The organism is Dyella sp. 01N448 (assembly GCF_056399225.1).
Map to the genome: position 1 here is coordinate 23973 of NZ_JBFTQX010000015.1, position 24163 is coordinate 48135.

The following is a 24163-nucleotide window of genomic DNA, read 5'->3' on the forward strand; positions in this document are numbered from 1 at the left end:
GCCATGATCGGAACACTCCGCCCGTCTAGGTGATCCGCATGGCACTGCTCATCCTCGGCCTGGTGTTGTTCCTCGGCGTCCACTCCCTGCGCATTTTTGCCGACCCATGGCGCACGCAACGTCGCGCGCAGCTGGGCGAGATGCGCTGGAAGGGGCTTTATTCCGTCGTATCGATCATCGGTTTCGTGCTGATCGTGATGGGCTTTGGCCTGGCGCGACAGCAGCCCGTACTGCTCTACGTGCCGCCGCTGTGGCTGCGCCATCTCAACGCGCTTTTCACTTTGCTGGCCTTTGTGCTGGTCGCGGCAGCCTACGTGCCGGCCAATCACTTCAAGGCCAAGCTCGGCCATCCGATGCTGGCGGGCGTGAAGGTCTGGGCGTTCGGCCATCTGCTGGCGACCGGCATGTTGCATGACGTCGTGTTGTTCGGCGCCTTTCTGCTGTGGGCCATCGTGGATTTCGTCAGCGCGCGCCGCCGCGATCGCGCCGCGGGCGTGGTTTACCCGGCCGGCACGGCCAAGGGCGACATCATCACCGTGGTGGCCGGCGTGGTGGGCTGGTTCGTATTCGCCTGGTGGCTGCACACATGGCTGATCGGCGTGAATCCCATGGGGTGAAACTAGTCATCTACGCCGCCCAGGCGGGCTGAGCTAGAGTGGCGCTGTTTTCGGCATGAGGATCGGGCCATGGTTGCCTTCCTGCTTTGGCTGTTGCTGCTGGTGTTCTGCTGGCCGCTCGCGCTGCTGGCGCTCGTGCTCTATCCCATCGTGTGGCTGATTGCGCTGCCGTTTCGCCTGGTGGGCATCACCGTGGGCGCCGTATTCGCCTTCCTGGGCGCCATGTTGATGCTGCCCGCTCGCGTGCTGCGCGGGCGGCCCGCCTGAGTGGATAAACCCAACGCGCCCTCCTGCGAGCGCAATCGCGCCCCCATCCTCGAGGTATTGCGCACGCATTTCGCCGGCTGCCGGCAGGTGTTGGAGATCGGCAGCGGCACCGGACAGCATGCGATCCACTTTGCATCGGCCATGCCAGATCTGCTGTGGCAATGCACGGATCGCAGCGAGTACCTGCCCGGCATCCGGCTATGGCTGGACGAGGCGCAGCTTCCCAATACACCCGCTCCCTTGGTGCTGGATGTGAATGGGCCGTGGCCGCCCCGTCGCTATGACGCCGTGTTCAGCGCCAACACCTTGCACATCATGAGCTGGGACGAAGTGGAGCTGCTGTTCTCGCGTCTGCCTGAGGTAACCACGGACGACGCGACGCTGGCGATCTACGGTCCGTTCAACTACGACGGCCACTACACCAGCCAGAGCAACGCCGCGTTCGACGACTGGCTGCAGGAGCGCGGCAGCCATATGCGCATCCGTGATGCCGAAGCGGTGGATGCGCTGGCCGAGATCGCCGGCTTCGAGCTGATCGACGACGTCGCCATGCCGGCCAATAATCGCCTGCGCATCTGGCGGCGCGCCCGCTGAACGGATTGGCCGTCCAATCATTGGCATTTTTGCCGCGATCGCGTCAGGATGCGCATCAGAGGGCGCCCCTGCTCGCGCCCGCCCCACGCCATGCGCCCTTACGTCCAAGCCATCGACACGCTCACGCCCTGCCCCTGCGGCAACAACGACGGCTATGCGCGCTGCTGCGGCCTGCTTCATGAGGGTGCCGCGGCCACTACTGCCGAACAACTGATGCGCTCGCGTTACAGTGCCTACGTGCTCAAGCGCGAAGACTATCTGCTGGCCACCTGGCACCCCAGTACGCGCCCCGCCCATCTCAAGCTCAGTGCGCAGCAACCGGCGCCGACGTGGCTGGGTCTGGCCATCAAGCGGCATGAGAGCGACGGCGATCAGGCGGTCGTCGAATTTGTCGCCCGTCTTCGCCTGGGCGGCGGCAAGGCACAACGCATGCATGAGGTCAGCCGCTTCGTGCGGGAGCAAGGGCGCTGGTATTACGTAGACGGCGAGTTTCCCGAGAAATCGGGCGAGTAACGACGCCGCGCTGTGTGTGTGGGAGCGCACCCTGTGCGCGACAATCCAACGGAGCAATGCACCCAGGCGTGGCCGTCGCGCACAGGGTGCGCTCCCACAGAGAGTGGCTAGAACGGAACCGCAGTCTCGCCCTCGTCGCTTCCATTCGGACCAAACCGCCGCTCCACTACTAGACCGCGCCCGTCGTGGCCGATCGCCACCACGGTGCTGGCACGCGTGCCATAGCGATCACCGCGGATGAAGGCCGACGACAGCCAGCGCTCGCGTTCCACGCCAACACCGGTATCAGGCAGCTGATCATCCGGATACACATGCGGATCGGCCAGCGCGGCAAACAGCGGCGCGAATTCATCATCCTGCCCCGCCGCTATCCACGCGCTCAAATGATCCATCAAGGCGCGCGTCTTCGGCCACGGTGTATTGAAGTCGGCATTGGACAGCCCATGCACGCCGGGTTGCACCGCTTGCGCGCGCGAATCCGGACGGTTGCCGATATAGAACGCGTGGGTGGCGTCGAACGTCAGCAGATTGAACGGCCGATAGTCGGCCGCTGTGTGCAGCAGCGACGCGGCGTGGGCTACGGCATCGTCGCGGCCGGCGAGATAGTCGAGCGCGAGCAGGCCGCGGGATCGTCCCAACTGCGGGTCGCGCGGATCGCGCACATTGGTCACCACGCTGCAGCGTCCGTCGTCGGCCACGCCCAGCCAGGTGCCCCCGGCTTCCAGATCCTTTCCGGCGACGATGGACGGCTGTTCCCAGCGCGCCAGCGGCAAGCTGGGACGCGCATGGAATTCATCGCGGTTGCCGATCAGAACAAGCCGCCAGCGCGGATGCGCCTGCCAGGCGAATGCAATCACGCACATGGGAATACCTGCTCCACGATCACGACGCGACGAGTGCGCCAGTATGCACCCCTCACCGATCAGCGGCTCGCTCGCCGCTCCACGGCGGCGGCCCAGCGCGCTGCGACCTTGGGTGTGGTCATGCAGACTGCGTCGTCGGTTCGCGTGGTGACAGCACGCTCGAGCAGCTGGATGTCGGCTTCATGCTGGCGTGCCACGTGCGGGTCTTCAAAAAAGATCGCGCGCTGGCAGCGGCGTTCGAGCACCAGATCGGCAATCTGCGCGTCGCCGCCCAGTGGGCCGCTCTGGTAACGCTCCACCCATGCCTGGTCCTGCGGCCAGCCGCGGCTCCACGCCAGTTCATTGAGGCGCTGGCCGGTGGTGCCGGTAGCCACGCGATGCACAAAGCGCGACAGCACGTCGAAGTGTTCGGCGGCATAGGCCAGCATCTGCGGCTTCATGGCGTCATGTGCAATCAGCGCCAGCGTCTGCGATTGGAGATCGTGAAATATCTGGGCGCCGGGGTCAGGCAGAAGTCCCGCGTGGATGCGCTCCATCTCGATCCAGTCGCGTGCCGTGGCGACGGTGGAAATAAAGGGCTTGCCGTGGATCACGCACTGGCGCTTGAGCGCGATCGCCTCGGGAAAAATCGAAGACGGGTCGACCGGATCGATCAGGTAGATGGCGCCATCGAGCACGCGCTCATCGCCCAGACCTACGACCTCGGCCACCAGCTTCATCAGGCCGCCTTCGCGGCCATAGGGATAGCGCCGCAGCGGAAGATAGCGCTCCAGGTAACCGGCGCGATGAATCGCATCGTAGGTGCGTCCCACCGCATGCAGGCCCAATTCCAGTTCGCGGATGCCCGCCTCGCACGCATGCAGCCAGCGGAACAGCGCGGCGTTGGCGTGGGCGTGGTGCAGCTGGTTGGCGGCTAGGCCGAGGCGCATGAGTGCTGTTCCGTGACGAGGTCGCCGCGCAGTGTCGCATTGGGGTGTTGCGCTGCGCTACATCGATGCCGTGCCGATGCACCCTTCCCTGTGGGAGCGCACCCTGCGCGCGACTGACATTGCCCCGAGGCAACGGGCGTCGCGCACAGGGTGCGCTCCCACAGGTGGGGGGTGAGGGGTTAATGGTCAGGCGTGCGCGAGCGCCGGCGCATCGACCTGCTGCAACAGACAGACGATCGATCCGGCAGCTTCTCGGCCGTCGTACACGGCACGCACCACCAGATCCGCGCCACGCACATTGTCGCCCCCGGCAAAAATCTGCGGATGACTGGTTTGCAGCGGCAGCGCACCGTTCGCGCCGGTGATCACGCGGCCGGTCCTGTCCAGCGCCACGCCATGCGTGCGCAGCCAATCGGGCGGACTGGGCAGGAAACCGAACGACTGGATCACCACGTCGGCGTCGATCACATACTCCGTGCCCGGCACGTTCTGCGGACGCATGCGCCCATCGCCGTCATCGAGCAACGCCGTTTCCACTACGCGCACGCCGCGCACATTGCCGCGCGCGCCGCCCAATATCTCCAGCGGCTGGCGCTGGAACAGGAAGTTCACGCCTTCCTCGCGGCTGTAGTTCACCTCGCGCGCCGAGCCGGGCATGTTCGCCTCGTCGCGGCGATACACGCAGGTCACGCTGGCGGCGCCAAGGCGGATCGCCGTGCGATTGCAGTCCATCCCGGTATCGCCGCCACCGAGCACGACGACGTGCTTGCCGCGGAAATCGAAGGCCGGCGAGACCGCGCCATCGCGCAGCAGGCGTTCCGTGTTGGCGATCAGGAACGGCAGTGCATCGTGCACACCATGCAGCTCGCGGCCCGGCAGTTGCGCATCGACATAGGTGTACGCACCGGTGCCGACGAAGACCGCGTCGTATTCGTCCAGCAACTGACCGAACTCGATATCGCGCCCCACCTCGCGGTTGAGCAGAAAGCGCACGCCCATGCCTTCCAGCAATTGGCGACGCGTGCGCACCACACTCTTGTCGAGCTTGAAGGGCGGGATGCCGAACGTGAGCAGGCCGCCGATTTCGCTCTGGCGGTCGTACACATCGGCGGCGATGCCGGCGCGGCGCAGTCGATCCGCACAGGAGAGGCCGGCCGGTCCGGCGCCGATGATGGCCACGCGCTTGCCGGTCTCGCGCACGGCGGAGAGATCCGGCTTCCAGCCTTGGCGCAACGCTTCGTCGGTCACCCAGCGTTCGATGCTGCCGATGGTGACCGCACCGAACGCGGTCTGCTCCAGCGTGCACGCGCCCTCGCACAGACGATCCTGCGGGCAGACGCGTCCGCAGATTTCCGGCAACGGATTGGTTTCGTGCATCAAGGTCGCCGCTTCCATCAGGCGACCGTCCTGCACCAGCTTCAACCAGTTCGGAATGTAGTTGTGCACCGGGCACTCATGCTCGCAGTACGGATTGCCGCAATCGATGCAGCGCTCCGCCTGGGTGCCCGCCTGCGACGCGCCGAAATCGCCGGAGATCTCGCCATAGCCGAGCACGCGGATCGACACCGGCACCGTGCGCGGCGTCTGTCGCTGCACGTTGAGGAACTGGAAGGTCTTGGAGTCTGCGCTCATGCAGCGCTCCTCAGCTCTTCGGCCAATGCCGCCAGGCTTGCCGCCTTGGGTTTGACCAGCCAGAACTTGTATTGCAGGCCGCGGAAGTCCGCCAGGATCCGACGACCCCAGTCGCTGCCAGTCAGCTCGACATGACGTGACACCAGGGAACGTAGGTGCTGCATGTAATGCTCCATGCCTTCCGGCGAGATGCGCAGGATGTCGACCAGCTCGTGGTTGTAGCAGTCCACGAAGCTGCGCTCGATATCGAGCACATAGGCGAAACCACCGGTCATGCCCGCGCCAAAGTTCAGGCCCACCTTGCCCAGCACAGCGACGACGCCGCCCGTCATGTATTCGCAGCAGTGATCGCCGGCGCCCTCGACCACGGCGAGCGCGCCGGAATTGCGCACCGCGAATCGTTCGCCGGCCCTACCGGCCGCAAACAACTCGCCATCGGTGGCACCGTACAAACAGGTGTTGCCGATGATGGAGGCATCGTGACTGGCAAACGGCGAATCCGCTGGCGGACGCACCACGATGCGTCCGCCCGCCATGCCCTTGCCCACGCCATCATTCGCCTCGCCCACCAGGTCGATATGCACGCCGCCGGCGTTCCAGGCGCCAAGACTCTGCCCGGCGGCACCGCTGAGTTTCAGCAGGATCGGGCTTTCGTCCATGCCGTGGTCGCCATGCAGGCGCGCCACTTCGCCCGACAGCCGCGCACCAATGGCGCGATCGGTATTGGCGATCTCGAAGGCGAACTCGCCACCTGCCTTGCTCGCCACGACCGCGCGCGTCGCCTCATCGATGCGCGTCGCCAGTGCGGCGTCATCGCGCATCGGATTGCGCGGCAGCGTACAGGCGAAGTCCACGTTATCGGCCAGCGCTCCCGAGCCGAGTAGCGGCGCAAGATCGAGCTTGTGCTGCACCGGCGTGGTGCCGTCCACCTGTTCCAGCAGATCGGCGCGACCGATGATGTCATCCAGGCTGCGCGCGCCCAGCGAAGCCAGATGCGCACGCACGTCCTCGGCGAGGAAACCGAAGTAATTCATCACCATCTCGGGCAGGCCGATAAAGTGTTCCTTGCGCAGCACCGGATGTTGCGTTGCCACCCCGGTGGCGCAGTTGTTGAGATGGCAGATGCGCAGGTACTTGCAACCCAGCGCCACCATCGGGCCGGTGCCGAAGCCGAAGCTTTCCGCACCCAGCATCGCCGCCTTGATCACGTCGAGACCGGTCTTGAGGCCACCATCCGTCTGCAGGCGCACGCGGCCGCGCAAGTCGTTGCGGCGCAGGGTCTGCTGCGTTTCCGCCAGTCCCAGTTCCCACGGCGTGCCCGCGTACTTGATCGAGGTGAGCGGGCTCGCACCGGTGCCGCCGTCGTGGCCGCTGATGGTGATGAGATCTGCGCCGGCTTTCACCACGCCGGCCGCCACCGTGCCGACGCCGGCGTGACTGACCAGCTTGACCGACACGAGCGCGTCGGGATTGACCTCCTTGAGGTCGTGGATCAGTTCGGCTAGGTCTTCGATCGAATAGATATCGTGGTGCGGCGGCGGCGAAACCAGGCCAATGCCGGGCTTGGCGTAACGCAGTCGCGCGATCGTGCTGTCCACCTTATGGCCCGGCAGCTGGCCGCCTTCACCGGGCTTGGCGCCCTGCGCGATCTTGATCTGCAGCACCTCGGCATTGACCAGATACTGCGGCGTGACGCCGAAGCGACCCGAGGCGACCTGCTTGATCTTGGACGTCTTCTCGGTGCCGTAACGCGCCGGATCTTCGCCGCCTTCGCCGGAATTGCTGCGCGCACCAAGCCTGTTCATCGCGATGGCCAGCGCCTCGTGCGCTTCGGGCGACAACGCACCCAGCGACATGCCGGCCGAATCGAAACGACGCAGGATGCTTTGCGCCGATTCCACTTCCTCGATCGGCACGGCATTGCCTAGCGGCTGCGGCGACAGCAGGTCACGCAGTGCCGACGGCGGACGATGGTCGACGAAGTTTGCGTAGTTCCGATAGTCGGCCTGACTGCCCGTGCGCACGGCCTTTTGCAGCGTACCGATCACGTCCGGGTTGTACATGTGGTACTCGCCGCCGTACACGAACTTGTACAGGCCGCCCGCACGCAACGGCGAGGCATCGCTCCATGCTTCGGCAGCGAGGATCTGCTGGTCGTGTTCCAGTTCGGCAAAGCCCGCGCCGCCGATGCGCGACGGCGTGCCCGGGAAGCACAACGCCACCACGCTCGGGGCGAGACCGACGATCTCGAACAGCTGCGCACCGCGATAGCCGGCCACGGTGGAGATGCCCATCTTGGACAGGATCTTCAGCAGTCCTTTGCGGATGCCGCGGCGATAGCTGCGACCGATCTCGAAACGGTCGCTGGCGATATGCCCTTCGCGACCCAGCTCAAACAGGCTCTGATAAGCCAGCCACGGATAGATCGCGGTCGCGCCAAACCCGAGCAGACAGGCGAACTGATGCGGATCGCGCGGCGTCGCCGTTTCCACCAGGATGTTGCACTGGCAACGCAAAGCCTGATCGATCAGATGCGCATGCACCGCACCCACCGCCAGCAGCGAATGGATCGGCAACAAGTCCTGCTGCGGATAGCGGTCGCTTAGGAAAACCAGCTGGCAGCCCTCGCGCACCGCCTTCTCCACCTCGCGGCAGAGGCGCTGCAGCGCGGCTTCGAGGCCTTCCTCGGGCGCATACATCAAGTCGAAGCGTGGCGTGCCCACGAACTGCGGCAGTCCCAGCAACTGCCGCAGCTTGCGCTGCGAAAGCACCGGCGAATTGATCAGAATCTGCTTCGCGTTCTCCGGCGTGAGGTCAAATACATTGCTCTCCGGACCGATCTGCGTCACCAGCGACATCACCAACTTTTCGCGCAACGGGTCGATCGGCGGATTGGTGACCTGGGCAAAGCCCTGGCGGAAGCGATCGAACAGCGGACGCACCTGGCGCGACATGGCGGCGATGGGCGTGTCATCGCCCATCGAACCAGTCGCTTCCTGCTCCAGCTCCACCATCGCCTTGAGCACGGTTTCGCGCTCTTCGCGTGAGAGGCCGTAGAGCTTCTGGTAACGGCGCAGTTCGTCGGCCGGCAGCGGCTCTGCAGCGAGCGAAGGATCGATCAGGTCCGACTCTAGATAACTAACTCCCGCACGTAGCCAGTCGCGGAACGGTGCGCGCTTGCGGTTGATATCGTCGATGTCGGCGTCGCGCAGCAAGCGATGCTGCTGCAGATCCACCGCAATCATTTCACCGGGGGCGAGGCGGCCCTTGGCCACAACCTGCGAGGACGGCACATCCCACAGGCCTGCTTCGGAGGCGACAATGAGGTGATTGTCCGCCGACAACGCCCAGCGCGCGGGACGCAGGCCGTTGCGATCGAGCGTGCACGCAGCGTAATGCCCATCGCACATCACCAGACCTGCAGGGCCATCCCACGGCTCGCTATGCAGCGCGTAATACTCGTAGAACGCAGCGAGGTCTTCATCGATGCCCTCGCGCGCGGCAAACGCCGGCGGCACCAGCACACGCATCGCGGCAAGCAGATCGAGGCCGCCGGCGATCAGCACTTCCAGCGCGTTGTCGAGGCTTTCCGAATCCGAGCCCGTCTGGCGTACCAGCGGGCCGATATCGGAGAGGTCGACCAGCGGCGAATGCAGGATGGATTCGCGCGACTGCATCCAGCGGCGATTGGCGCGGATGGTGTTGATCTCGCCGTTGTGCGCCAGCAGGCGGAACGGCTGGGCGAGCCGCCATTGCGGCGTGGTGTTGGTGGAGAAGCGCTGGTGGAACACCACCGCATCCGCGCTCAGCGCCGGATGCACGAGATCGGCGAACACTTCGCGCAGGCGACCAGGCGCCGCCATTGCCTTGTAGCCAATAACTTGCGCGGACAGCGTCACCACATAGAAATGCTCGTCGGCCGCAAGCGCCGCTTCGGCACGACGGCGCGCGCGGAACAGCGCACGCTCGAACACGCCCTCGTCCATCGATGCCGCCGGTTCCACAAAGACCTGGCGCACGCGCGGCTTCGCTGCGGCAGCGAGGGGACCGCAGGCCTCGGCATTCACCGCCACATCGCGCCAACCGGCAACGTGCAGCCCTTCTTCGCGCAGATAGTCTTCCAGCGTAGAGGCCGCGGCGTCATCGCCCTTCGGATCGAGGAACACCACGCCCGCAGCGAAACGCTCGCCCAACGCGATGCCCGCTTCATCGGCAAGCGCTTTCAACCAGCCCAGCGGACGATGAAAGAGCACGCCGCAGCCGTCGCCGCTCACGCCGTCGGCATTCACGCCGCCGCGGTGGGAAAGTTTGGCCAACGCATTGAATGCGGTGTCCACTACCCATGCGCTCGCGCGACCGTCGATCTGTGCGACCAGACCAAACCCACAGCTGTCGTGCTCGAACGCAGCGTCGTATAGCGTCGCTGGACCTGCCTGCGCCATCTTGCCTCCCCGGCCGATGGTGGGAGACGCGTCGTCCCAACGGTGCCGAGGGCGCCGCTGTCACGCATCCATAAGTGTGGCCTCGACTAAAGCACATATGGTGCGTCGCGTCAAAGACATCTTTACGTCCAAATGAAAGTTTCAACTGGAAGCTTTTTTTGTCGGCAAGACATCGCGCGCACCGCGAAGACACCATGTATCCATCGATGACGTCGTCGCTGCTTGTTGCCGGTGCACGCACTTGTATCAGCGTGCGCATACACCCGATCGATCGTCGCGGGCATACCAGTGATCGCACCGGCCTTGCGATGAAGAGCACATGACCGGGACCAGCGGGCGATGCAGACCCGCTCGCACGCCGTCATCGCGCTCTGTGATAATCGCCCGATGCCAATACCACTCCGTCGTGCCCGCCCCCTTGCCTGCGCCGTGACCGGCGCGCTCGCCCTCGCCATCGCGGCCCAGCCGGCGTGGGCCCTGCAGGACAGCAAGACCAAGGCCGAGCAGGCCGAGGCTCAGAAAAAGCTGCAGGAGCTGCACAGCAAGATGGATGCGCTGGCCAAGGAACAGGCCGAGACCGCCGCCAAGCGCGACAGCGCCACCGCCGAGCTGGCCAAGCAGGCCAATGCCGTGGCCGGGGCCGCCAAGGCCGTGCGCGAGACCGACACCCAGCTCTCAGCCAAGCAGAAGGAGCTGGCCGACCTGCAGGCCCAGCGCGCCGAGCTGCAGAAGAACCTCGAAGGCCAGCGCGCCGCCATCGCCGACTTGCTGCGCGCCACCTATGCCCTGGGGCGCGGCTCGGACCTGCGCCTGCTGATGGGCGACGACGACGTAACCCGCATCGCCCAGGCGCTGGCCTATTCGAAGTATTTCCAGGAAGACCGCGTGGCCCGCGTGCAGAAGCTGATGGGCGACCTGGCCAAGCTGCAGGACCTGGAAACCGAGATCACCGCCCAGCAACAGGCCCTGCAGGCCGCGCGCGCCGAGCGCGAGACCCAGGCCAAGGCATTGGAGCAACAGCGCGCCAGCCAGGCCAAGCTGGTGGCCGAGACCGATGCCCAATACAAGGACCAGGCCGGCAAGCTGGCCGCCCTCAAGCAGAACGAGGCCTCGCTGAACTCGCTGGTCGCCACGCTTCAGAAGGCGATCGATGAGGCCGCCCGCGAGGCCGAACGCGCCGCCAAGGCCAGCGAAGGCAAGGCCGCGCCGCCCGCCGGCAAGGGCCTGGCCAATATCCGCGGCAACCTGCCCTGGCCCGCTGCCGGCGTGGTCAACAGCTACGGCAGCGGCGTGCTGATCAAGGCGCCGGGCGGCAGCGAAGTGCGCGCGGTGGCAGCGGGTCGGGTGGTCTATGCCGCCTTCCTGCGCGGCTACGGGATGCTGGTCATCGTCAGCCACGGCGGCGGCTGGATGAGCATGTACGGCAACAACGAGACCGTCCTGCACGGCGTGGGCGACCAGATCACTGCCGGCGAGGCCGTGGGCACGGCCAGCGCGCCCACCGGGGTCAATACCGGCGTCTACTTCGAGCTGCGCCAGAACAACCAGCCGGTGGACCCGCGCACCTGGCTGGGCAAGAAAGGTTGATCCAGGGATGTTCTGATCTATTCCACGATTGACGCCGCCTACGCAGCGTCGCAGGCTAACCTGCGTACCATGTTGAATTTTGGCGACATCCGGCGGTCAAAGCGGCAACGCGGCCCGCTGCCGGGCACGCCCCCACGGCTATACCGGAGTCCCCCATCCATGCGGTTTCCCACCTTGAGCCTGGCCGTCCTGCTGCTGGCGGCGCCGCTGGTGCAGGCGCAGACCGCGCCCACCCCGGCCAGCCCCGCCAAGAAGGCCGCCGACGTCGCACCGGCCAAGGCCTCGTCCGCCCCCGACCGCGTAGACCTCGACGACGTGCGCAACTTCAGCCGCGTCTATGAAATTGTTCGTCAGGCCTACGTGGAGCCGGTGGACAACAAGACCCTGATGAAGGCCGCCATCAGCGGCATGCTCAGCGGCCTCGATCCGCACAGCGAATACCTGGACAAGGCAGGCCTGGACGAACTGAGCGAGGACACCACCGGCCAATACGGCGGCCTCGGCATCGAAGTGCTGCAGGTCGACGGCACGCTGCGCATCATCGCCCCCATCGACGACACACCCGCCTCGCGCGCCGGCATCAAGCCGGGGGATACCATCGTGAAAGTCGATGGCAAGGTGGTGGACCCGGAGAACATCGACGACATGTTCAAGGCGCTGCGCGGCGATGCAGGCAGCAAGGTGACGCTCACCATCCTGCACGAGAAGAGCGACAAGCCCATCGACATGCCGCTGGTGCGCGAGAAAATCTCGGTCACCAGCGTCAAGACGCGCGAGATCCAACCCGGCTACGCCTATATCCGCATCAGCCAATTCCAGGATGACACCGCGCCGGATCTGGAAAAGAAGCTCGGCGAGCTGATCCGCAAGAACGGCACGCAAAAGGGCGCCATCCTGGATCTGCGCTCCAATCCGGGCGGCCTGCTCACGGCAGCGGTGGGCGTGAGCGATGATTTCCTCAACGCCGGCACCATCGTCACCACGCGCGGTCGCCTGCAGGATTCCAATCTCAGCTTCGAGGCGCACGCCGGCGATTTGCTCAATGGCGCGCCCATGGTCGTACTGGTGGACAACGGCACCGCCTCGGCCGCTGAAATCGTGGCTGGCGCACTCAAGGACAACCGCCGCGCGCTGATTGTCGGCCGCCGCACGTTCGGCAAGGGCGTCGTGCAGACGGTACTGCCGCTGGACAACGAACACGCGGTGAAGATCACCACCGCCCGCTATTACACCCCCAACGGCACCTCGATCCAGGCCGAAGGCATCAAGCCCGATATCCCCCTCGCCGACCTCGCGGTGAACAAGGCCGACAGCGCCGCCGTGCTGGTGAGCTCGGAAGCCGACCTGCCCAATCATCTTGCCAACGAAGATTCGAAACTGGGCAAGGACATCGACAACGACGGCAGCGCCGAGAATGCGAAGCTGGCGACGCAGGACTATGCGTTGTCGCAGGCGTTGAATGTGTTGAAGGGGTTGGCGTTGAATCGCGGGCCCTATGCGGCGCCGGTGCCGGCGACGGCTGCGCCGAGCAAGCATTGATCCGTCTTAGCTGATCGTTTGTGGGGATGACCTGTGAGGGTTGTTCCTGGGTGGAGCGAACGATGTGGATGTTCTGGAGGAGCCGCCTTGTTTGAGGCGGCTTTTCTTTTTGGGCGGTGCGGGGTGGATCGGTTTTGATCGTCATCCCGGTGCGGGGACGCCTTCGCTTTTCATCCCTGCGCCATAACACCCGCAGCATGGTGCTGGGATAAGCCCGAACGCTCGAGGCGAGTCGTTGTGGGACAACCTTCGAGGGTACAGAGGGGGTACTTCAAAGCGCTGCGCAACGCGCCCGAGTCGCTGAGGACTTAAAGCCGGGCCTCGCTGCGCATCGGCTTTAGTCGTCCCGCATTCCCTTTGCCACGCGTGCTTGTCTGTGGGAGCGCACCCTGTGCGCGACAGCCACGCTGCGGTGCACCGCTCCGTAGGTTTGTCGCGCACAGGGTGCGCTCCCACAAAGAGCCGATCGGTACCGGCCTGCGCGATCCCTTGTAGGAGCGCACTTGTGCGCGACCGCAGCGCATGGGTGTAACGCTCCGTCGGCTGGTCGCGCACAAGTGCGCTCCTACAAAAGAGGCGCGCGGCAACGGCGGGCGTTGTTTGGCTCGTGATGTAGCGCTTGCCGCCCGGGTGCCCGTCTGACGCGACGGGCGAGGCAGATCGCGACAACGTTACAAACAGTACAACCCGCCAGCGATCTCCCCCACATCCCCCATGCGATCGATCAACGCCCCATCCTCCTCGCACAGGACAATATGGCTGACCTCATCGTCTGGATCCGCCGCCTGAGGCGCCACGTCGGCCGCCATCAGCAGGGCGCCCTTCGAACCCACGACACGCGAGACATAGCGCTCACACACATCCATGGCGCAATGAGCCGCGTATTCGCTCAAATGGATGTTCTCCACCCGCGATACATCGCCGATTCGATCGGCGATAGGCGGCAATTCGCGCGCCGCGAATTCCAGGCTGCTTCCAATCCTGTGCTGGGTCCAGGCGAACGCCGCGCCACCCAGGATCATCAGTACCGCCAACACCACCAGAGATGCTTTCACGAACTTGCTCACGCCTAGCCACTCCTTGCAGACCCAACCGGGCACGGGACATCACGTCCGCAGCCCTTCGGACCCAAACTGCAACTATGGAGCGACCATCCGAGGCAGACCATCGGATCAGTCTTGGAAGTAGATCGAAGCTCTCTTCGTCGCGAAGACGAGCAACCGCACGTGGCCGCTCAGGACAGCGGAATTTCCGGAGCCAGGCCCGCCAGATGACCAGCCAATGTGGCGTCCTCGGAGAGGATCTCAAAGCCCTCATATTCGAACGCAGGCGCCACCAGGCAAGTCACCAGGGTGTAACGGCCGAGCGGTCGAGCTGCCTGCCAGGCGCCGGCCGGTACGACGGCCAGCGTGTCCACGCCTGGCGCCAACGGCCCGAGACAGCAACGCTCCAGGCGCTTGTTGGCCGCGTGGTAGATCAGCAGCTCCAGCGGTTCGCCTTCGACGAAGTGCCAGGCTTCCTCGGCATCGACCCGATGCCAGTGGCTGAATTCGCCCGCCTCGAGCAAGTAGTGGATCGCGCTCAATGCGTGCCGGGCGCCGGCGCCGTCGCCACCCGCCTTGGGCGGATGGATGCGGCGATAGTGGCCGCCTTCCACGTGCGGCTGCAGCTGCAGCGCCTCTTTCAGTTGAGCAGCGCGGGCAGCGGCATCGCTCATGTGGCTGGCGCGTCGGTGGGCTTGATCAACCAGCGTACCGCCAGCATGCCCAGCTCATAGAGCAGGCACATCGGAATGGCCAGCATGATCATCGAGGTGATGTCAGGCGGCGTGATGAAGGCGGCAATGGCGAACGCGCCGACCACGGCATAGCGACGACCGTTGCGCAGCTGCTCCAGGTTCACCACGCCGATCGCGGCGAGGATCACCACCGCCACCGGCACCTCGAAGCACAGGCCAAACGCGAAGAACATCAACATCACGAAGTCGAGGTAGTGCGTGATGTCGGTCATCATTTCCACGCCCTGCGGCGTCACCGCCGTGAGGAAGCGGAACGCCGCCGGCAGCACCAGGAAATACGCGAAGGCGCAGCCGAGATAAAACAGGAACAGCGCTGCCACCAGCAGGGGGCGCGCCAGTCGCTTCTCGTTGCGGTACAGGCCGGGGCTCACGAAGGCCCACAGCTGGTAGACGATCATCGGCATGCTGATGAACAGCGCCGCATAGAAGGCCAGCTTCAGCGGCGTGACGAACGGACTGGCCACCTCGGTGGCAATCAGATGGGCGCCCTGCGGCAGGCGCGACACCAGCGGCGCGGCCAGCTCCGTGTACAAGCGGTTGGCGAATGGCACGAGGGCGCCAAGCACCAGCAGCACGGTCACGATCGCGCGCATCAGGCGCGAGCGCAGTTCGATCAGATGCGAAAAGAGACCTTGTTCCAGGTCATCGGCCCCGGGGCCTTCGAGCTCAGGCGCCGCCATGCGGAGCTTCCTTGGTCGCGGTGGCGGTGGCGGCGGCCACGTCCGCTACCGGCTCGGCAACGGGTGGCTCGGACGGTTTGGACGGCACGCCTTCAGGACGCATCTTGCGCAACGTCTCGTCCAGCTCGGCCTGGGCGGCTTCGGCTTTGGAGGCCACTTCGCGCGCCTGGCGGCGGATCTCTTCCACCTGCAGCTCGCGCTCCACTTCCGCACGCACGCTGTCCCAGCCGGTACGCACGCGCCGCAGGAACACACCCGCGGTGCGAGCGGCATGCGGCAGCTTTTCCGGGCCAAGCACGATCAGCGCGACGAGCGCGAGCAAGACCAGCTTGCCGAAGCTGATTTCGATCATGACCCTCGAGCCGCCTTACTTGGGTTCGGTGGTGTCGTGCTGGTTCTGCGTCTGGCTGGGGCCAGCGGGCGGCGGATCGGCGCGCAGGGTCGCGTTCGGATCGTTCGGCTTGGGGGCTTCGTCGCCGCCATCCAAACCCTTCTTGAAATCGCGGACGGCGCCGCCGATGTCGCCGCCGATATTGCGCAGCTTCTTGGTGCCGAAGATCAGCACGACGACGACCAGCAGGATGAGTAGATGGGTGATGCTCATTAGAATCAGGCCTCGAATGGTAAGCGGCGGAACGAAACTGTCACGCCGTCGCGCCGCCGCTCCCTATCATCGCTGAGTGTACTCCTCAAGGCGATCCCTGAAATCGACCACCTGGGTCGGCACGTTGCCCACGCCACCCTCGAAGATGCGGCGCGGGGTGATGCCCTTGCCGTAAATGGCCTCGTTGGCGTCGTAGTCGATGCGCAGGGCCGAGCCGTCCAGGGCCACGCCCGCAAACAGGCCGCGCGAGCGGGAATAGGAGTAGATCTCGGCCTTGAAGTCGCTGTCGGTGGAGGCCTGGGCCGTACGGCCCACCGGGCCGGCCGCGGCGGCGGCGTCCGCGCCGATCGTGAATTTGCCGTTGACGATGCTGTCCACGCCGCGCTGGGTACGGAACACCAGGATCACGTCGGTCGACGAGGCGCCGGCCTGGAAGCCCACGCTGCCGCCTGTCATGGTGATGAAGCTGGGGTTGGACCAGGTGCCGTCCGGCCCCTTCACCGAGATCAGGCCCTCGCCGCGACGGCCGCCGAACACGAAGCCCACCTTGAGCAGGTCAGGGATCACGGCGATGGCCTTGGCTTGCTTGAGCAGGTCGGTCGGGATCGACTTGTCCGGCGCCTCCATGATGTCGCTCAACACGCGCACGGCGTTCTGGGCGCGCACCAGCGGCGGGTCTTCCGCATGCGCGGCCATGGCCGGCAGCAACAGAACCAGGGACGCGAGCAACAGACGGTGCAGCGATGCTTTGAACATGGACGACTCCTTGGCTTGAATTCGGGGTGGCAGCCTGCGGCGATGATGTCCACGGCGGCTTCTTTGGCTTGTGGCAGACTTGCGGCGGATTTCTTCCGTCTGAGCCACGATGCCACGCAGCGATGACTATACCGGCGTTGCCGGCGCTTCCCGAGACCTTCCCGTTCAGGCTGCAGTGCTGTTGGTGAACCTGGGCACACCAGAGGCGCCCACGGCCAAGGCGGTGCGCCCGTATCTCGCCCAGTTCCTGGGCGACCGCCGAGTGATCGACTATCCGCGCTGGCTCTGGTGGCTGATCCTGCACGGCGTGATCCTGCGTGTGCGCCCTGCGCGTTCGGCCCACGCCTACCAGCGCATCTGGACGGCGCAGGGCTCGCCGCTGCGCGTGGGCAGCGAGGCACTGGCCGCGCGACTGCAGGACAAGCTTTCGGAGACATGTGCGGAACCCGTGCGCGTGGCGTTGGCGATGCGTTATGGCCAGCCCTCGGTGCCCGCGCAAATCGAGCGGCTGCAACGCGAGGGCGTGCGTCACCTGTTAGTACTGCCGTTGTATCCCCAATATTCCGCCACCTCCACCGGCTCGGTGATCGACGCCGTGGCCGAGTCCATGCAGTCGTTGCGCTGGCCGCCCGAGCTGCGGCTGGTCAACGACTATCACGACGACCCGGGCCATATCGAAGCGCTGGCGCGCAGCATCGAGCAATGGTGGGCGGCGCACGGTCGCGGCGACAAGTTGCTGCTCTCCTTCCACGGCATTCCCGAGCGCTATGTGCGCGAGGGCGATCCCTACTTCGACCAGTGCCAGGCCACCGCACACGCGTTGCGACAGCGACTGGCGCTGGAGGAGCCGCAGCTGCTGGTGAGCTACCAGTCGCGGGTGGGACGCGAGTCCTGGCTGCACCCCTATACCGACGCCACCGTGCGCGAGCTGGCGGCGAGCGGCATCAAGCGGCTCGACGTCGCCTGCCCGGGTTTCGCCGTGGACTGCCTGGAGACGCTGGAAGAAATCGCCATGCAGAACCGCGATTTTTTCGTCGAGGCCGGCGGCAGCGAACTGCGTTACATCCCAGCGCTCAATGACACGCCCGAGCAGATCGACAGCCTGGCCGCGCTGGTGAGACGCCACACCGGCGGCTGGTCCGCCTTCGCCCCACGCGTCGGCACGCCGGCATGAAAGCCCCGGTCGAGCGCGAGGTACGGCTGCCGCATCTGCGCCTGAGCGCGCAGGTGTGGGGCGACGAACAAGCGCCGCCGCTGCTGGCCCTGCACGGCTGGCTGGACAATGCGTGGAGCTATGCGCGACTCGCTCCGCTGCTGGCCGAACGCTGGCAGGTGATTGCGCTCGAACTGCCGGGTCATGGTCATTCCGATCATCTGCCGCCCGGCATGCAATATCACCTGGTCGACTACGTGCGCTCGGTGCTTGGCGCGATCGATGCGCTGGGACTGACGCGTTGCCACCTGATGGGCCACTCGCTGGGCGCGGGCATCGGTTCGATGGTTGCCGCGGCCAAGCCGGAGCGCATCGACCGACTGCTGCTGATCGAAGGGCTGGGCCCGATCGCCGACGATGGTCACCACACATTGCGCCAATTCCGCGATGCGATGGCGAGCGAGGCCACCGGCCGTTCGCTGCGTTCGTTCCCGTCCATCGACATGGCGATCAGCGCGCGCACCATGGCCAGTGGCCTGCCCGCCGATCAGGCGCGTCCCATCGTCGAGCGTGGCCTGCACAAGAGCGAGCACGGCTGGTACTGGCGCAGCGATGCACGAGTCAATCGCCCCTCCTCCATCCGACTCACCGAAGAACAGGTGCGCGCCATCCTGCGCGGCATCGAAGCGCCCACCGCGCTGCTGCTCGCCCGACCCGACACGCCCTACCTGCCCGGCCCCCGCATGCAGGCACGCGCCGCCTGCGTGGCCGATATCGCGGTGACGCATCTGGATGGCGGCCACCATCTGCAGCTGGAACACCCCGAAGCCGTCGCCCGCTGGGCGAACGCGCATCTGGACGGCGAGCACGCCTGACCGACGGCACATGCCCCGGCGCGGCAGCGGTCTAGACTGGCGCCATGCAACATCTACAACGCGCCAACTACGGTCAACCCGAACGGCTGCGGCAACTCGGCGACCTGCAGGTGTCCGCCACGCCGTATGCCGGCGGCAGCGCCTTGCCGTGGCATGAGCACGACGAGGCGTATCTGTGCCTGGTCGCTACAGGCGGCTATACCCAGCAAGCGGGCGAGCAGGAACTCGAATGCCGACCGGGCGCGCTTCTGACGCATCCGCAGGGCCATCGACACGCCAATCGCTTCGGGCCCGAAGGCGCGCGCTGCATCAGCATCTTTCTCGACGATATGGCCGGCGACGGGGTATCGCGTCTGCTTGGCGAACATCGCCAACTGCGACTGCCCGATGCGGATCGCCTGCTCGCCCGCATCGAACGCGAATTGCGCGCGACCGATGATGCCGCCGCGCTCGCTTTGTCGTCAGCCGTGTTGGAGCTGGTGGCGCTCGCCTGTCGTGCTGACGACCAGCGACGCCCCGCCTGGCTGCAGCGCGTCCTGGATCGCCTGCACGATGACCCCCTCGCCACGCCGTCATTGCAGGAACTGGCGGCTTTGGCAGGCGTCCATCGCTCTCATCTCGCGCGCGGCTTTCAGCAGGCCAAGGGCACCTCGATCGGCGAATACCAGCGTGGCTTGCGCATCGCGCTCGCGCGCAAGGCGCTGGGCGAGTCGCAGCGCTCCATCGCCGAAGTGGCCGCCATGGCCGGCTTCAACGACCAGAGTCATTTCGCTCGCGTGTTCCGTCACCTCACCGGTGAAACGCCGCGTGACTACCGGCACAGAACGCAACGCACGTGCTGATACGCCACGCACGTCCTAGACCGGGCGCGCCAACCGACGGACCATGACGACACCCGACCACGGAGTGTCCCCCATGCTGCATCGCGCCCGTCCCCTGCTCGTGTTGTTGCTCGCCGGTGCGCTGAGCCAGGCTTTCGCTGCACCCGCTGATGACAGCGCCGCCGTACTTGCCAGTCTGCGCCAGGCCCACGGTGGCGACCGCTGGCAACACGTCGCCGCACTGCAGGCCGAAGGCCGCGAAGCAGGCGACGGACTGACCGGCCCCTGGCAGGCCACGGTGGACCTGCGTAGCGGCCATTACCTCACGCGCATGCACAACGATGTGTTCGGCACTGCCGAGGGCATCGATGCGCAAGGCCACTGGCGCGAAGACATCACCGGCATGATTCATCCGTTGGATTCGGATGAGGCACGCACCGTCGACGTCACCGCTAGCTGGCTGCGCCGCTACGGCTTTCTCGATGCGGATTCCTCCGTCCAATACCATCACCTGCCCGACGCGCAGGACAACGGCCACACCTATCAGCGCATCGAAGCCACGCCGGCCGGCGGGCGTCTCGTCACGCTGTGGATCGATGCCACTACGCATCGGCTGGATCGCGCGATCTACGCGACTTCCTTCCTGATCGCCACCGAACGCTACAGCGACTACCGCGATGTGGACGGCCTGCCGCTACCCTTCCGCATCGCCAGCTCGCGCGCCAACCTCGCCGGCAATGCCGATGGCGAGAGCGTGGATACCGTCGAACGCTATCGCGTACTCAGCAATGTTCCGACAACCGATCTGCAGCGTCCCGATGGCAAGGTCCGCGACGTCACCATGGTCAACGGTGCGACGGAGGCGGTGACGCCCATGCAGCTCGAAGGAGGCATCCTGATCGTCGATGTGAGCATCGACGGGCGTGCGCCGATGCCCTTCATCCTCGACACCGGCGGCCATGCGATTCTCACCAGCGACGCGGCCAAACAGCTGGGTTTCCAGACACAGGGCCAGGGCGTGAGCGGCGGCTCGGGATCAGGAACGATGAGTACGTCGTATACCAAGGTGCATGACACTGGTCTGGGTAACGCGCATATCCGCGATCTCACCTATACCGTGCTGCCCTACCCCTACAGCTTCTACGAGCGCGGCAACGGTGCGCCGATCGCCGGCATTCTCGGCCTGGAAATGTTCGAGCGCTTTGCGATCACGTTCGACTACGACCACCATCAGCTGCACCTCAAGCCGTATGACCTGGGCGAAGCACCGCCGATCAAGCAAGGCGACGTCGTGGCGCTGCGCTTCACCGATGACATGCCGCTGGTGGAGGCCAATCAGGACGGCCATAACGGCATGTTCGGCATCGACACCGGCAACGCCGGCTATGTGCTCACCTTCCCCCAGTGGGCTCAACGCAACGGCATCGCGGCACGCTACGAGCAGGGCCTGCCGATACCCACCGGCGGCGTCGGCGGCCTCTTCACCGCACACATCGCCCACGCCAAGGAGTTCACCCTCGGCACGCAGCGCATGGACAACGTCGTCGCCATGCTCACCCGCAACGACGCCGGCGCCACAGGCAACCCGAGCGAAGCAGGGAATATCGGCCAGGACATCCTGTCGCGCTACAACGTGCACTTCGACTACCGCCACCAGCAGATGGTGCTGATGCCACGCGACCCTGTCCCCGTGTGGCACTACGGCATGGCGGGCTTTCGCGCTGAGAAATCCCAGGACCATCCGGATCGCTTCAACGTCATCAACGTCACGCCGGGCAGCCCCGCGCAGCAGGCTGGACTCAAGAAGGGCGACGCGATCGTGGCAGCGAATGGAAAAGCGGCAGCGAGCATGAGCTTTGGCGCGCTGCGCGATCTGAGCATGCATCTACCTGATGGCACACCGTTGGCGTTGAAATTGGCGGATGGCCGGGAGTTGAAGATGGTGCTGAGGGATATCGCACCGCGGTAAGAGCCCCCTCTCCCTTGTAGGAGCGCACTTGTGCGCGACAACCCGGCGGAGCGATACATCCCAGCGCTGCGATCGCGCACAAGTGCGCTCCTACAGAGGGAATGGCGAGCTACAGCCAGATGCAATTCCAATAGGGGTAATCAAGCACGCTATCCACCAGGCCCGCGCGCAAGGGATTGGCAACGATGTACCGCGCCACCGTCCTGATATCGTCCTCATGACGAAGCGCGCGGTCATGGTAGCCGCGCCCCCATACGACCGCAGTCCGCGTGCAATTCAATTGCCGCGCCACGGCTGCCTTGAAGCGATTCATGACCATTGGCAGCGAATCGCGATGCCCGAGCTGCACGAGTCCATGCCAGTGATCCGGCATCAGCACCCAGCACAGCAGAGACGCATCGCCCCAATTCTCCCGCTCATGGATGCAGCGACAGGCGGATCTAGCCAGCTCGCTGTTCTTGAACAGCGGCCGGCGATAAGCCGTCACCGTTGTCAGGAGGTAGATGTGGCCCGGGTGGGAAATTCTTCCCGCGCGCAGAGCTCGATGTCCCGGAGGAGAGGTCATGCGCGGACGGTTGCATCGTCAGCGCGGGATGGATAGCGGGGCCTTCGCTGCCCTTTCGTAGGGGCGTGCCTGGCATGCAATAGACAACGACCTGGCGATGGGGCGGGTTGTGTTCGCGCACAAGTGCGCTCCTACAAGGTTGTCGCGTTCGTCAGGGTTTTTGCAGCCCCAACGTCTCCAACCCCTGCTCAAACGTTACATCCACCGGAATCTTCGCCTGATCCAGCCGCTTCAGATCACCAGCCAGCGCGGCGTCGACATTGCCCATGCGATCGGTCAGCTGCTTGGCGGCATCGTAATCACCATCGCCCTGGATGGTGAGCAACTTGGCGGACAGCGCGTTCATGGCAGCCGTCATCTTGTCGAAGTCGACGCGATAGCGCCCCGTCGTGGCGTCACGGCTGAAAGCACCCTGCTGCTGGAAGAAATTGAAGCGCACCATGTTGGCCTTGGCGTGCGCATCACTGGCGCCAAAACGCACCGAGCGCAGGATGCCGGCGAGGAAGGTGACGTAGTTGTCCATCAGCTTGGACTTGTCCAGCTCACCCTTGTCGGCGAGCTTGCTGACCATATAGAGGCCGAGGATATCGGCCTTGCCTTCCTCGAAGCTCGATGCCTGGTCCTTCAAGGCCGTGCGCACCATGCCCTTGCCGTTGAGCGTGTTCTTGATGCCCAGGCCGTGCGCGACTTCATGGAACATGGTGTTCTCGAAGAAGGCATCGAAGGTGAGGTGCGACTGCTGATCGTCTGCCACCAACGCCTTGGCGATCGGCAGCATGATCTTGTCGAACTTCGCCTGCATCACGTTTTCCAGTTGCAGGCGACGCGTGCCCTTTTTCAGCTGCACTTCTTCGTCGTTGGGCAGGTTGATCGCGATGGTCTTGGCGCCGACGTTGGCGTCGCCCGCGTAGTACACGGCGAAGTAGGCATTGAGATCGGCATCGGCGCCGGGCTTCTCGGCCTTGTATTTGTCGCCCACCGGCAGCTCGCGCTGCAGTTCGGGCAGGTATTTGGTGAAGCGCGCGAGCTTGGCGCTCCACGCCTGGTCCTTCACCAGCACATAGCTTTCGTAGCTGGCCTTGTAGCCGAACAGTTGGTCCTCATAGGTTTCGATGGGACCGATCACGATGTCGACCGGATTATTCTTCATCGACATCCAGGCGAAATCGCTGGGGCGATAATCGTCGCTGAGCAAGGCATCGGCGCGCTTCTTGAGATAGCCCGCGAATTCCTTGTCGGCTGCCAGATCCGCCGCCTGGCGCAGCAGTCCGGCGGCGCGCTGCAGGTCGGCCTGGTAGGCCTCGTGATAAGGCACCACCGCCAGTGCGTTCTGGGCATTTCGACGCAGCACGGTGTAGAGGCCGGCCTTGTCCTTGAGATCGGACTTGTCGAATTCCTCTTTGGTCATGTCAGCCGGATAGAACTGGGCGCCCGGCGGGCGAGGACCCACGCCGGCGACGAAGGGCTGGTCGTTGTTCAAGCGATCCCATGGGCCGTAGTTGATCTGGGCGTACTGGCGCGTGACATCGTCGGGAATGCGCGCCATCAAGGCAGCCTTGTCGCCCCACGATTGCTGCCAGTAGATGTCGTTGGTGACATCGGCCGCCTCGATCAGCAGCGCGATCATCTGCTTCTGCTTGTCGTCGAAGCCGGAGAGATCCGCCGTGAGCTTGACCGACGCGTAGTTGGCCAAGCCCTGGGTGGCGATGTCCGCATCCGTGGACGGCGGCGGCACGGTCGGCGTGGTGCTGGCCGGCGCGGGCGCGGAAGCAGCTCCGGCAGGCGCGTTGCTATCGTGCGAGCTGCAGCCGGCCAGGATGGCGATAAGACTCAGGGCAAGCAGATGGCGACGCATGGCGCTTTCTCGATAGAAGGAAAGCGCCATGGTAGCGCGCGGCGAGTTACGCGCGTCTACCTCCATTTTCGTCATTCCGGCGCAGGCCGGAATGACGAGCTAAA

22 protein-coding genes are annotated in these 24163 nt (G+C 65.2%); 10 read left to right on the forward strand and 12 right to left on the reverse strand.

The genetic code is table 11. The annotated features are described in order from the left end of the window. The first annotated feature begins 38 nt into the window (after positions 1–38). From AC1DKY_RS18380 to AC1DKY_RS18395, 4 genes are all read left to right on the forward strand, one after another. Complete coding sequence (locus AC1DKY_RS18380) at positions 39–617, forward strand: NnrU family protein (protein WP_441605509.1); 579 nt, start codon at positions 39–41, stop codon at positions 615–617. 69 nt (positions 618–686) lie between these two features. After that, the gene (locus tag AC1DKY_RS18385) at positions 687–884 is read left to right on the forward strand and encodes a hypothetical protein (protein WP_441605510.1); all 198 of its coding nucleotides are present in this window, start codon (positions 687–689) and stop codon (positions 882–884) included. Beyond that, complete coding sequence (locus AC1DKY_RS18390) at positions 885–1478, forward strand: DUF938 domain-containing protein (protein ID WP_441605511.1); 594 nt, start codon at positions 885–887, stop codon at positions 1476–1478. 90 nt (positions 1479–1568) lie between these two features. Next, the gene (locus AC1DKY_RS18395) at positions 1569–1991 is read left to right on the forward strand and encodes a YchJ family protein (RefSeq protein WP_441605512.1); all 423 of its coding nucleotides are present in this window, start codon (positions 1569–1571) and stop codon (positions 1989–1991) included. Positions 1992–2098: 107 nt separating this feature from the next. Here AC1DKY_RS18395 and AC1DKY_RS18400 read toward each other — a convergent pair whose 3' ends face one another. The 4 genes from AC1DKY_RS18400 to gltB all read right to left on the reverse strand — a co-directional run bounded on the left by AC1DKY_RS18400 (position 2099) and on the right by gltB (position 9857). Beyond that, positions 2099–2854, reverse strand: a complete 756-nt coding sequence (locus AC1DKY_RS18400; protein ID WP_441605513.1) for an NRDE family protein — start codon at positions 2852–2854, stop codon at positions 2099–2101. A 59-nt stretch (positions 2855–2913) separates the two neighbouring features. Then, on the reverse strand, positions 2914–3783 hold the full coding sequence (locus AC1DKY_RS18405; RefSeq protein ID WP_441605514.1) for a methylglyoxal synthase: 870 nt from the start codon (positions 3781–3783) through the stop codon (positions 2914–2916). 186 nt (positions 3784–3969) lie between these two features. After that, positions 3970–5415, reverse strand: coding sequence for an FAD-dependent oxidoreductase (locus AC1DKY_RS18410; protein WP_441605515.1), 1446 nt, complete (start codon positions 5413–5415; stop codon positions 3970–3972). After that, positions 5412–9857 (reverse strand): glutamate synthase large subunit, encoded by a 4446-nt coding sequence (gene gltB / locus AC1DKY_RS18415; RefSeq protein WP_441605516.1) that lies wholly within the window; start codon positions 9855–9857, stop codon positions 5412–5414. Before gltB ends, AC1DKY_RS18410 begins: the two co-directional genes overlap by 4 nt. 387 nt (positions 9858–10244) lie before the next feature. On the opposite strand from gltB, the gene AC1DKY_RS18420 reads away from it, so the two are divergent. Both AC1DKY_RS18420 and AC1DKY_RS18425 read left to right on the forward strand, forming a co-directional pair. Then, entirely contained in the window at positions 10245–11444 is a 1200-nt protein-coding gene (locus AC1DKY_RS18420; protein ID WP_441605517.1) for a murein hydrolase activator EnvC family protein, read from the forward strand. 159 nt (positions 11445–11603) lie between these two features. After that, positions 11604–12983 carry a S41 family peptidase gene (locus AC1DKY_RS18425; RefSeq protein WP_441605518.1) on the forward strand — a complete coding sequence of 460 codons (1380 nt, stop codon included), beginning with the start codon at positions 11604–11606 and terminating at the stop codon, positions 12981–12983. A 671-nt stretch (positions 12984–13654) separates the two neighbouring features. Here AC1DKY_RS18425 and AC1DKY_RS18430 read toward each other — a convergent pair. The 6 genes from AC1DKY_RS18430 to AC1DKY_RS18455 form a co-directional block, all read right to left on the reverse strand. After that, positions 13655–14050 carry a hypothetical protein gene (locus AC1DKY_RS18430; protein ID WP_441605519.1) on the reverse strand — a complete coding sequence of 132 codons (396 nt, stop codon included), beginning with the start codon at positions 14048–14050 and terminating at the stop codon, positions 13655–13657. Positions 14051–14217: 167 nt separating this feature from the next. After that, complete coding sequence (locus AC1DKY_RS18435; protein WP_441605520.1) at positions 14218–14700, reverse strand: cupin domain-containing protein; 483 nt, start codon at positions 14698–14700, stop codon at positions 14218–14220. Then, positions 14697–15461, reverse strand: coding sequence for a twin-arginine translocase subunit TatC (gene tatC / locus AC1DKY_RS18440; RefSeq protein WP_441605521.1), 765 nt, complete (start codon positions 15459–15461; stop codon positions 14697–14699). The genes AC1DKY_RS18435 and tatC overlap by 4 nt, the downstream gene beginning before the upstream one ends. Next, complete coding sequence (gene tatB / locus AC1DKY_RS18445) at positions 15448–15813, reverse strand: Sec-independent protein translocase protein TatB (protein WP_441605522.1); 366 nt, start codon at positions 15811–15813, stop codon at positions 15448–15450. The genes tatC and tatB overlap by 14 nt, the downstream gene beginning before the upstream one ends. Before the next feature lie 15 nt (positions 15814–15828). Next, positions 15829–16065: a twin-arginine translocase TatA/TatE family subunit gene (tatA, locus tag AC1DKY_RS18450; RefSeq protein ID WP_441605523.1), complete on the reverse strand. Its 237-nt coding sequence runs from the start codon at positions 16063–16065 to the stop codon at positions 15829–15831. A 66-nt stretch (positions 16066–16131) separates the two neighbouring features. After that, entirely contained in the window at positions 16132–16821 is a 690-nt protein-coding gene (locus AC1DKY_RS18455; RefSeq protein ID WP_441605524.1) for a lipid-binding SYLF domain-containing protein, read from the reverse strand. A 109-nt stretch (positions 16822–16930) separates the two neighbouring features. Here AC1DKY_RS18455 and hemH point away from each other — a divergent pair, with 109 nt between their 5' ends. The 4 genes from hemH to AC1DKY_RS18475 all read left to right on the forward strand — a co-directional run bounded on the left by hemH (position 16931) and on the right by AC1DKY_RS18475 (position 21639). Further along, positions 16931–17995: a ferrochelatase gene (gene hemH, locus AC1DKY_RS18460; protein ID WP_441605525.1), complete on the forward strand. Its 1065-nt coding sequence runs from the start codon at positions 16931–16933 to the stop codon at positions 17993–17995. Next, positions 17992–18849 (forward strand): alpha/beta fold hydrolase, encoded by an 858-nt coding sequence (locus AC1DKY_RS18465; protein ID WP_441605526.1) that lies wholly within the window; start codon positions 17992–17994, stop codon positions 18847–18849. Before hemH ends, AC1DKY_RS18465 begins: the two co-directional genes overlap by 4 nt. 44 nt (positions 18850–18893) lie before the next feature. After that, positions 18894–19691: an AraC family transcriptional regulator gene (locus AC1DKY_RS18470; protein ID WP_441605527.1), complete on the forward strand. Its 798-nt coding sequence runs from the start codon at positions 18894–18896 to the stop codon at positions 19689–19691. A 73-nt stretch (positions 19692–19764) separates the two neighbouring features. Beyond that, positions 19765–21639: an aspartyl protease family protein gene (locus AC1DKY_RS18475; protein WP_441605528.1), complete on the forward strand. Its 1875-nt coding sequence runs from the start codon at positions 19765–19767 to the stop codon at positions 21637–21639. A gap of 109 nt (positions 21640–21748) precedes the next feature. Here the strand turns inward: AC1DKY_RS18475 and AC1DKY_RS18480 are convergent, their stop codons facing one another. Next, on the reverse strand, positions 21749–22204 hold the full coding sequence (locus AC1DKY_RS18480; RefSeq protein WP_441605529.1) for an REP-associated tyrosine transposase: 456 nt from the start codon (positions 22202–22204) through the stop codon (positions 21749–21751). 151 nt (positions 22205–22355) lie between these two features. Next, on the reverse strand, positions 22356–24059 hold the full coding sequence (locus tag AC1DKY_RS18485; RefSeq protein ID WP_477180028.1) for a dipeptidyl-peptidase 3 family protein: 1704 nt from the start codon (positions 24057–24059) through the stop codon (positions 22356–22358). Between the last annotated feature and the right edge of the window lie 104 nt (positions 24060–24163).

Bases quoted from the DNA above. Each gene is read 5' to 3' on its own strand.
- AC1DKY_RS18425 (WP_441605518.1), top strand. From the start codon at position 11,604: ATGCGGTTTCCCACCTTGAGCCTGGCCGTCCTGCTGCTGGCGGCGCCG.
- AC1DKY_RS18385 (WP_441605510.1), top strand. From the start codon at position 687: ATGGTTGCCTTCCTGCTTTGGCTGTTGCTGCTGGTGTTCTGCTGGCCG.
- AC1DKY_RS18400 (WP_441605513.1), bottom strand. From the start codon at position 2,854: ATGTGCGTGATTGCATTCGCCTGGCAGGCGCATCCGCGCTGGCGGCTT.
- AC1DKY_RS18435 (WP_441605520.1), bottom strand. From the start codon at position 14,700: ATGAGCGATGCCGCTGCCCGCGCTGCTCAACTGAAAGAGGCGCTGCAG.
- gltB (WP_441605516.1), bottom strand. From the start codon at position 9,857: ATGGCGCAGGCAGGTCCAGCGACGCTATACGACGCTGCGTTCGAGCAC.
- tatC (WP_441605521.1), bottom strand. From the start codon at position 15,461: ATGGCGGCGCCTGAGCTCGAAGGCCCCGGGGCCGATGACCTGGAACAA.
- AC1DKY_RS18480 (WP_441605529.1), bottom strand. From the start codon at position 22,204: ATGACCTCTCCTCCGGGACATCGAGCTCTGCGCGCGGGAAGAATTTCC.
- AC1DKY_RS18470 (WP_441605527.1), top strand. From the start codon at position 18,894: ATGCAACATCTACAACGCGCCAACTACGGTCAACCCGAACGGCTGCGG.
- tatA (WP_441605523.1), bottom strand. From the start codon at position 16,065: ATGAGCATCACCCATCTACTCATCCTGCTGGTCGTCGTCGTGCTGATC.
- AC1DKY_RS18465 (WP_441605526.1), top strand. From the start codon at position 17,992: ATGAAAGCCCCGGTCGAGCGCGAGGTACGGCTGCCGCATCTGCGCCTG.
- AC1DKY_RS18455 (WP_441605524.1), bottom strand. From the start codon at position 16,821: ATGTTCAAAGCATCGCTGCACCGTCTGTTGCTCGCGTCCCTGGTTCTG.
- AC1DKY_RS18410 (WP_441605515.1), bottom strand. From the start codon at position 5,415: ATGAGCGCAGACTCCAAGACCTTCCAGTTCCTCAACGTGCAGCGACAG.
- hemH (WP_441605525.1), top strand. From the start codon at position 16,931: ATGCCACGCAGCGATGACTATACCGGCGTTGCCGGCGCTTCCCGAGAC.
- AC1DKY_RS18380 (WP_441605509.1), top strand. From the start codon at position 39: ATGGCACTGCTCATCCTCGGCCTGGTGTTGTTCCTCGGCGTCCACTCC.
- AC1DKY_RS18420 (WP_441605517.1), top strand. From the start codon at position 10,245: ATGCCAATACCACTCCGTCGTGCCCGCCCCCTTGCCTGCGCCGTGACC.
- AC1DKY_RS18395 (WP_441605512.1), top strand. From the start codon at position 1,569: ATGCGCCCTTACGTCCAAGCCATCGACACGCTCACGCCCTGCCCCTGC.
- AC1DKY_RS18485 (WP_477180028.1), bottom strand. From the start codon at position 24,059: ATGCGTCGCCATCTGCTTGCCCTGAGTCTTATCGCCATCCTGGCCGGC.
- tatB (WP_441605522.1), bottom strand. From the start codon at position 15,813: ATGATCGAAATCAGCTTCGGCAAGCTGGTCTTGCTCGCGCTCGTCGCG.
- AC1DKY_RS18475 (WP_441605528.1), top strand. From the start codon at position 19,765: ATGCTGCATCGCGCCCGTCCCCTGCTCGTGTTGTTGCTCGCCGGTGCG.
- AC1DKY_RS18405 (WP_441605514.1), bottom strand. From the start codon at position 3,783: ATGCGCCTCGGCCTAGCCGCCAACCAGCTGCACCACGCCCACGCCAAC.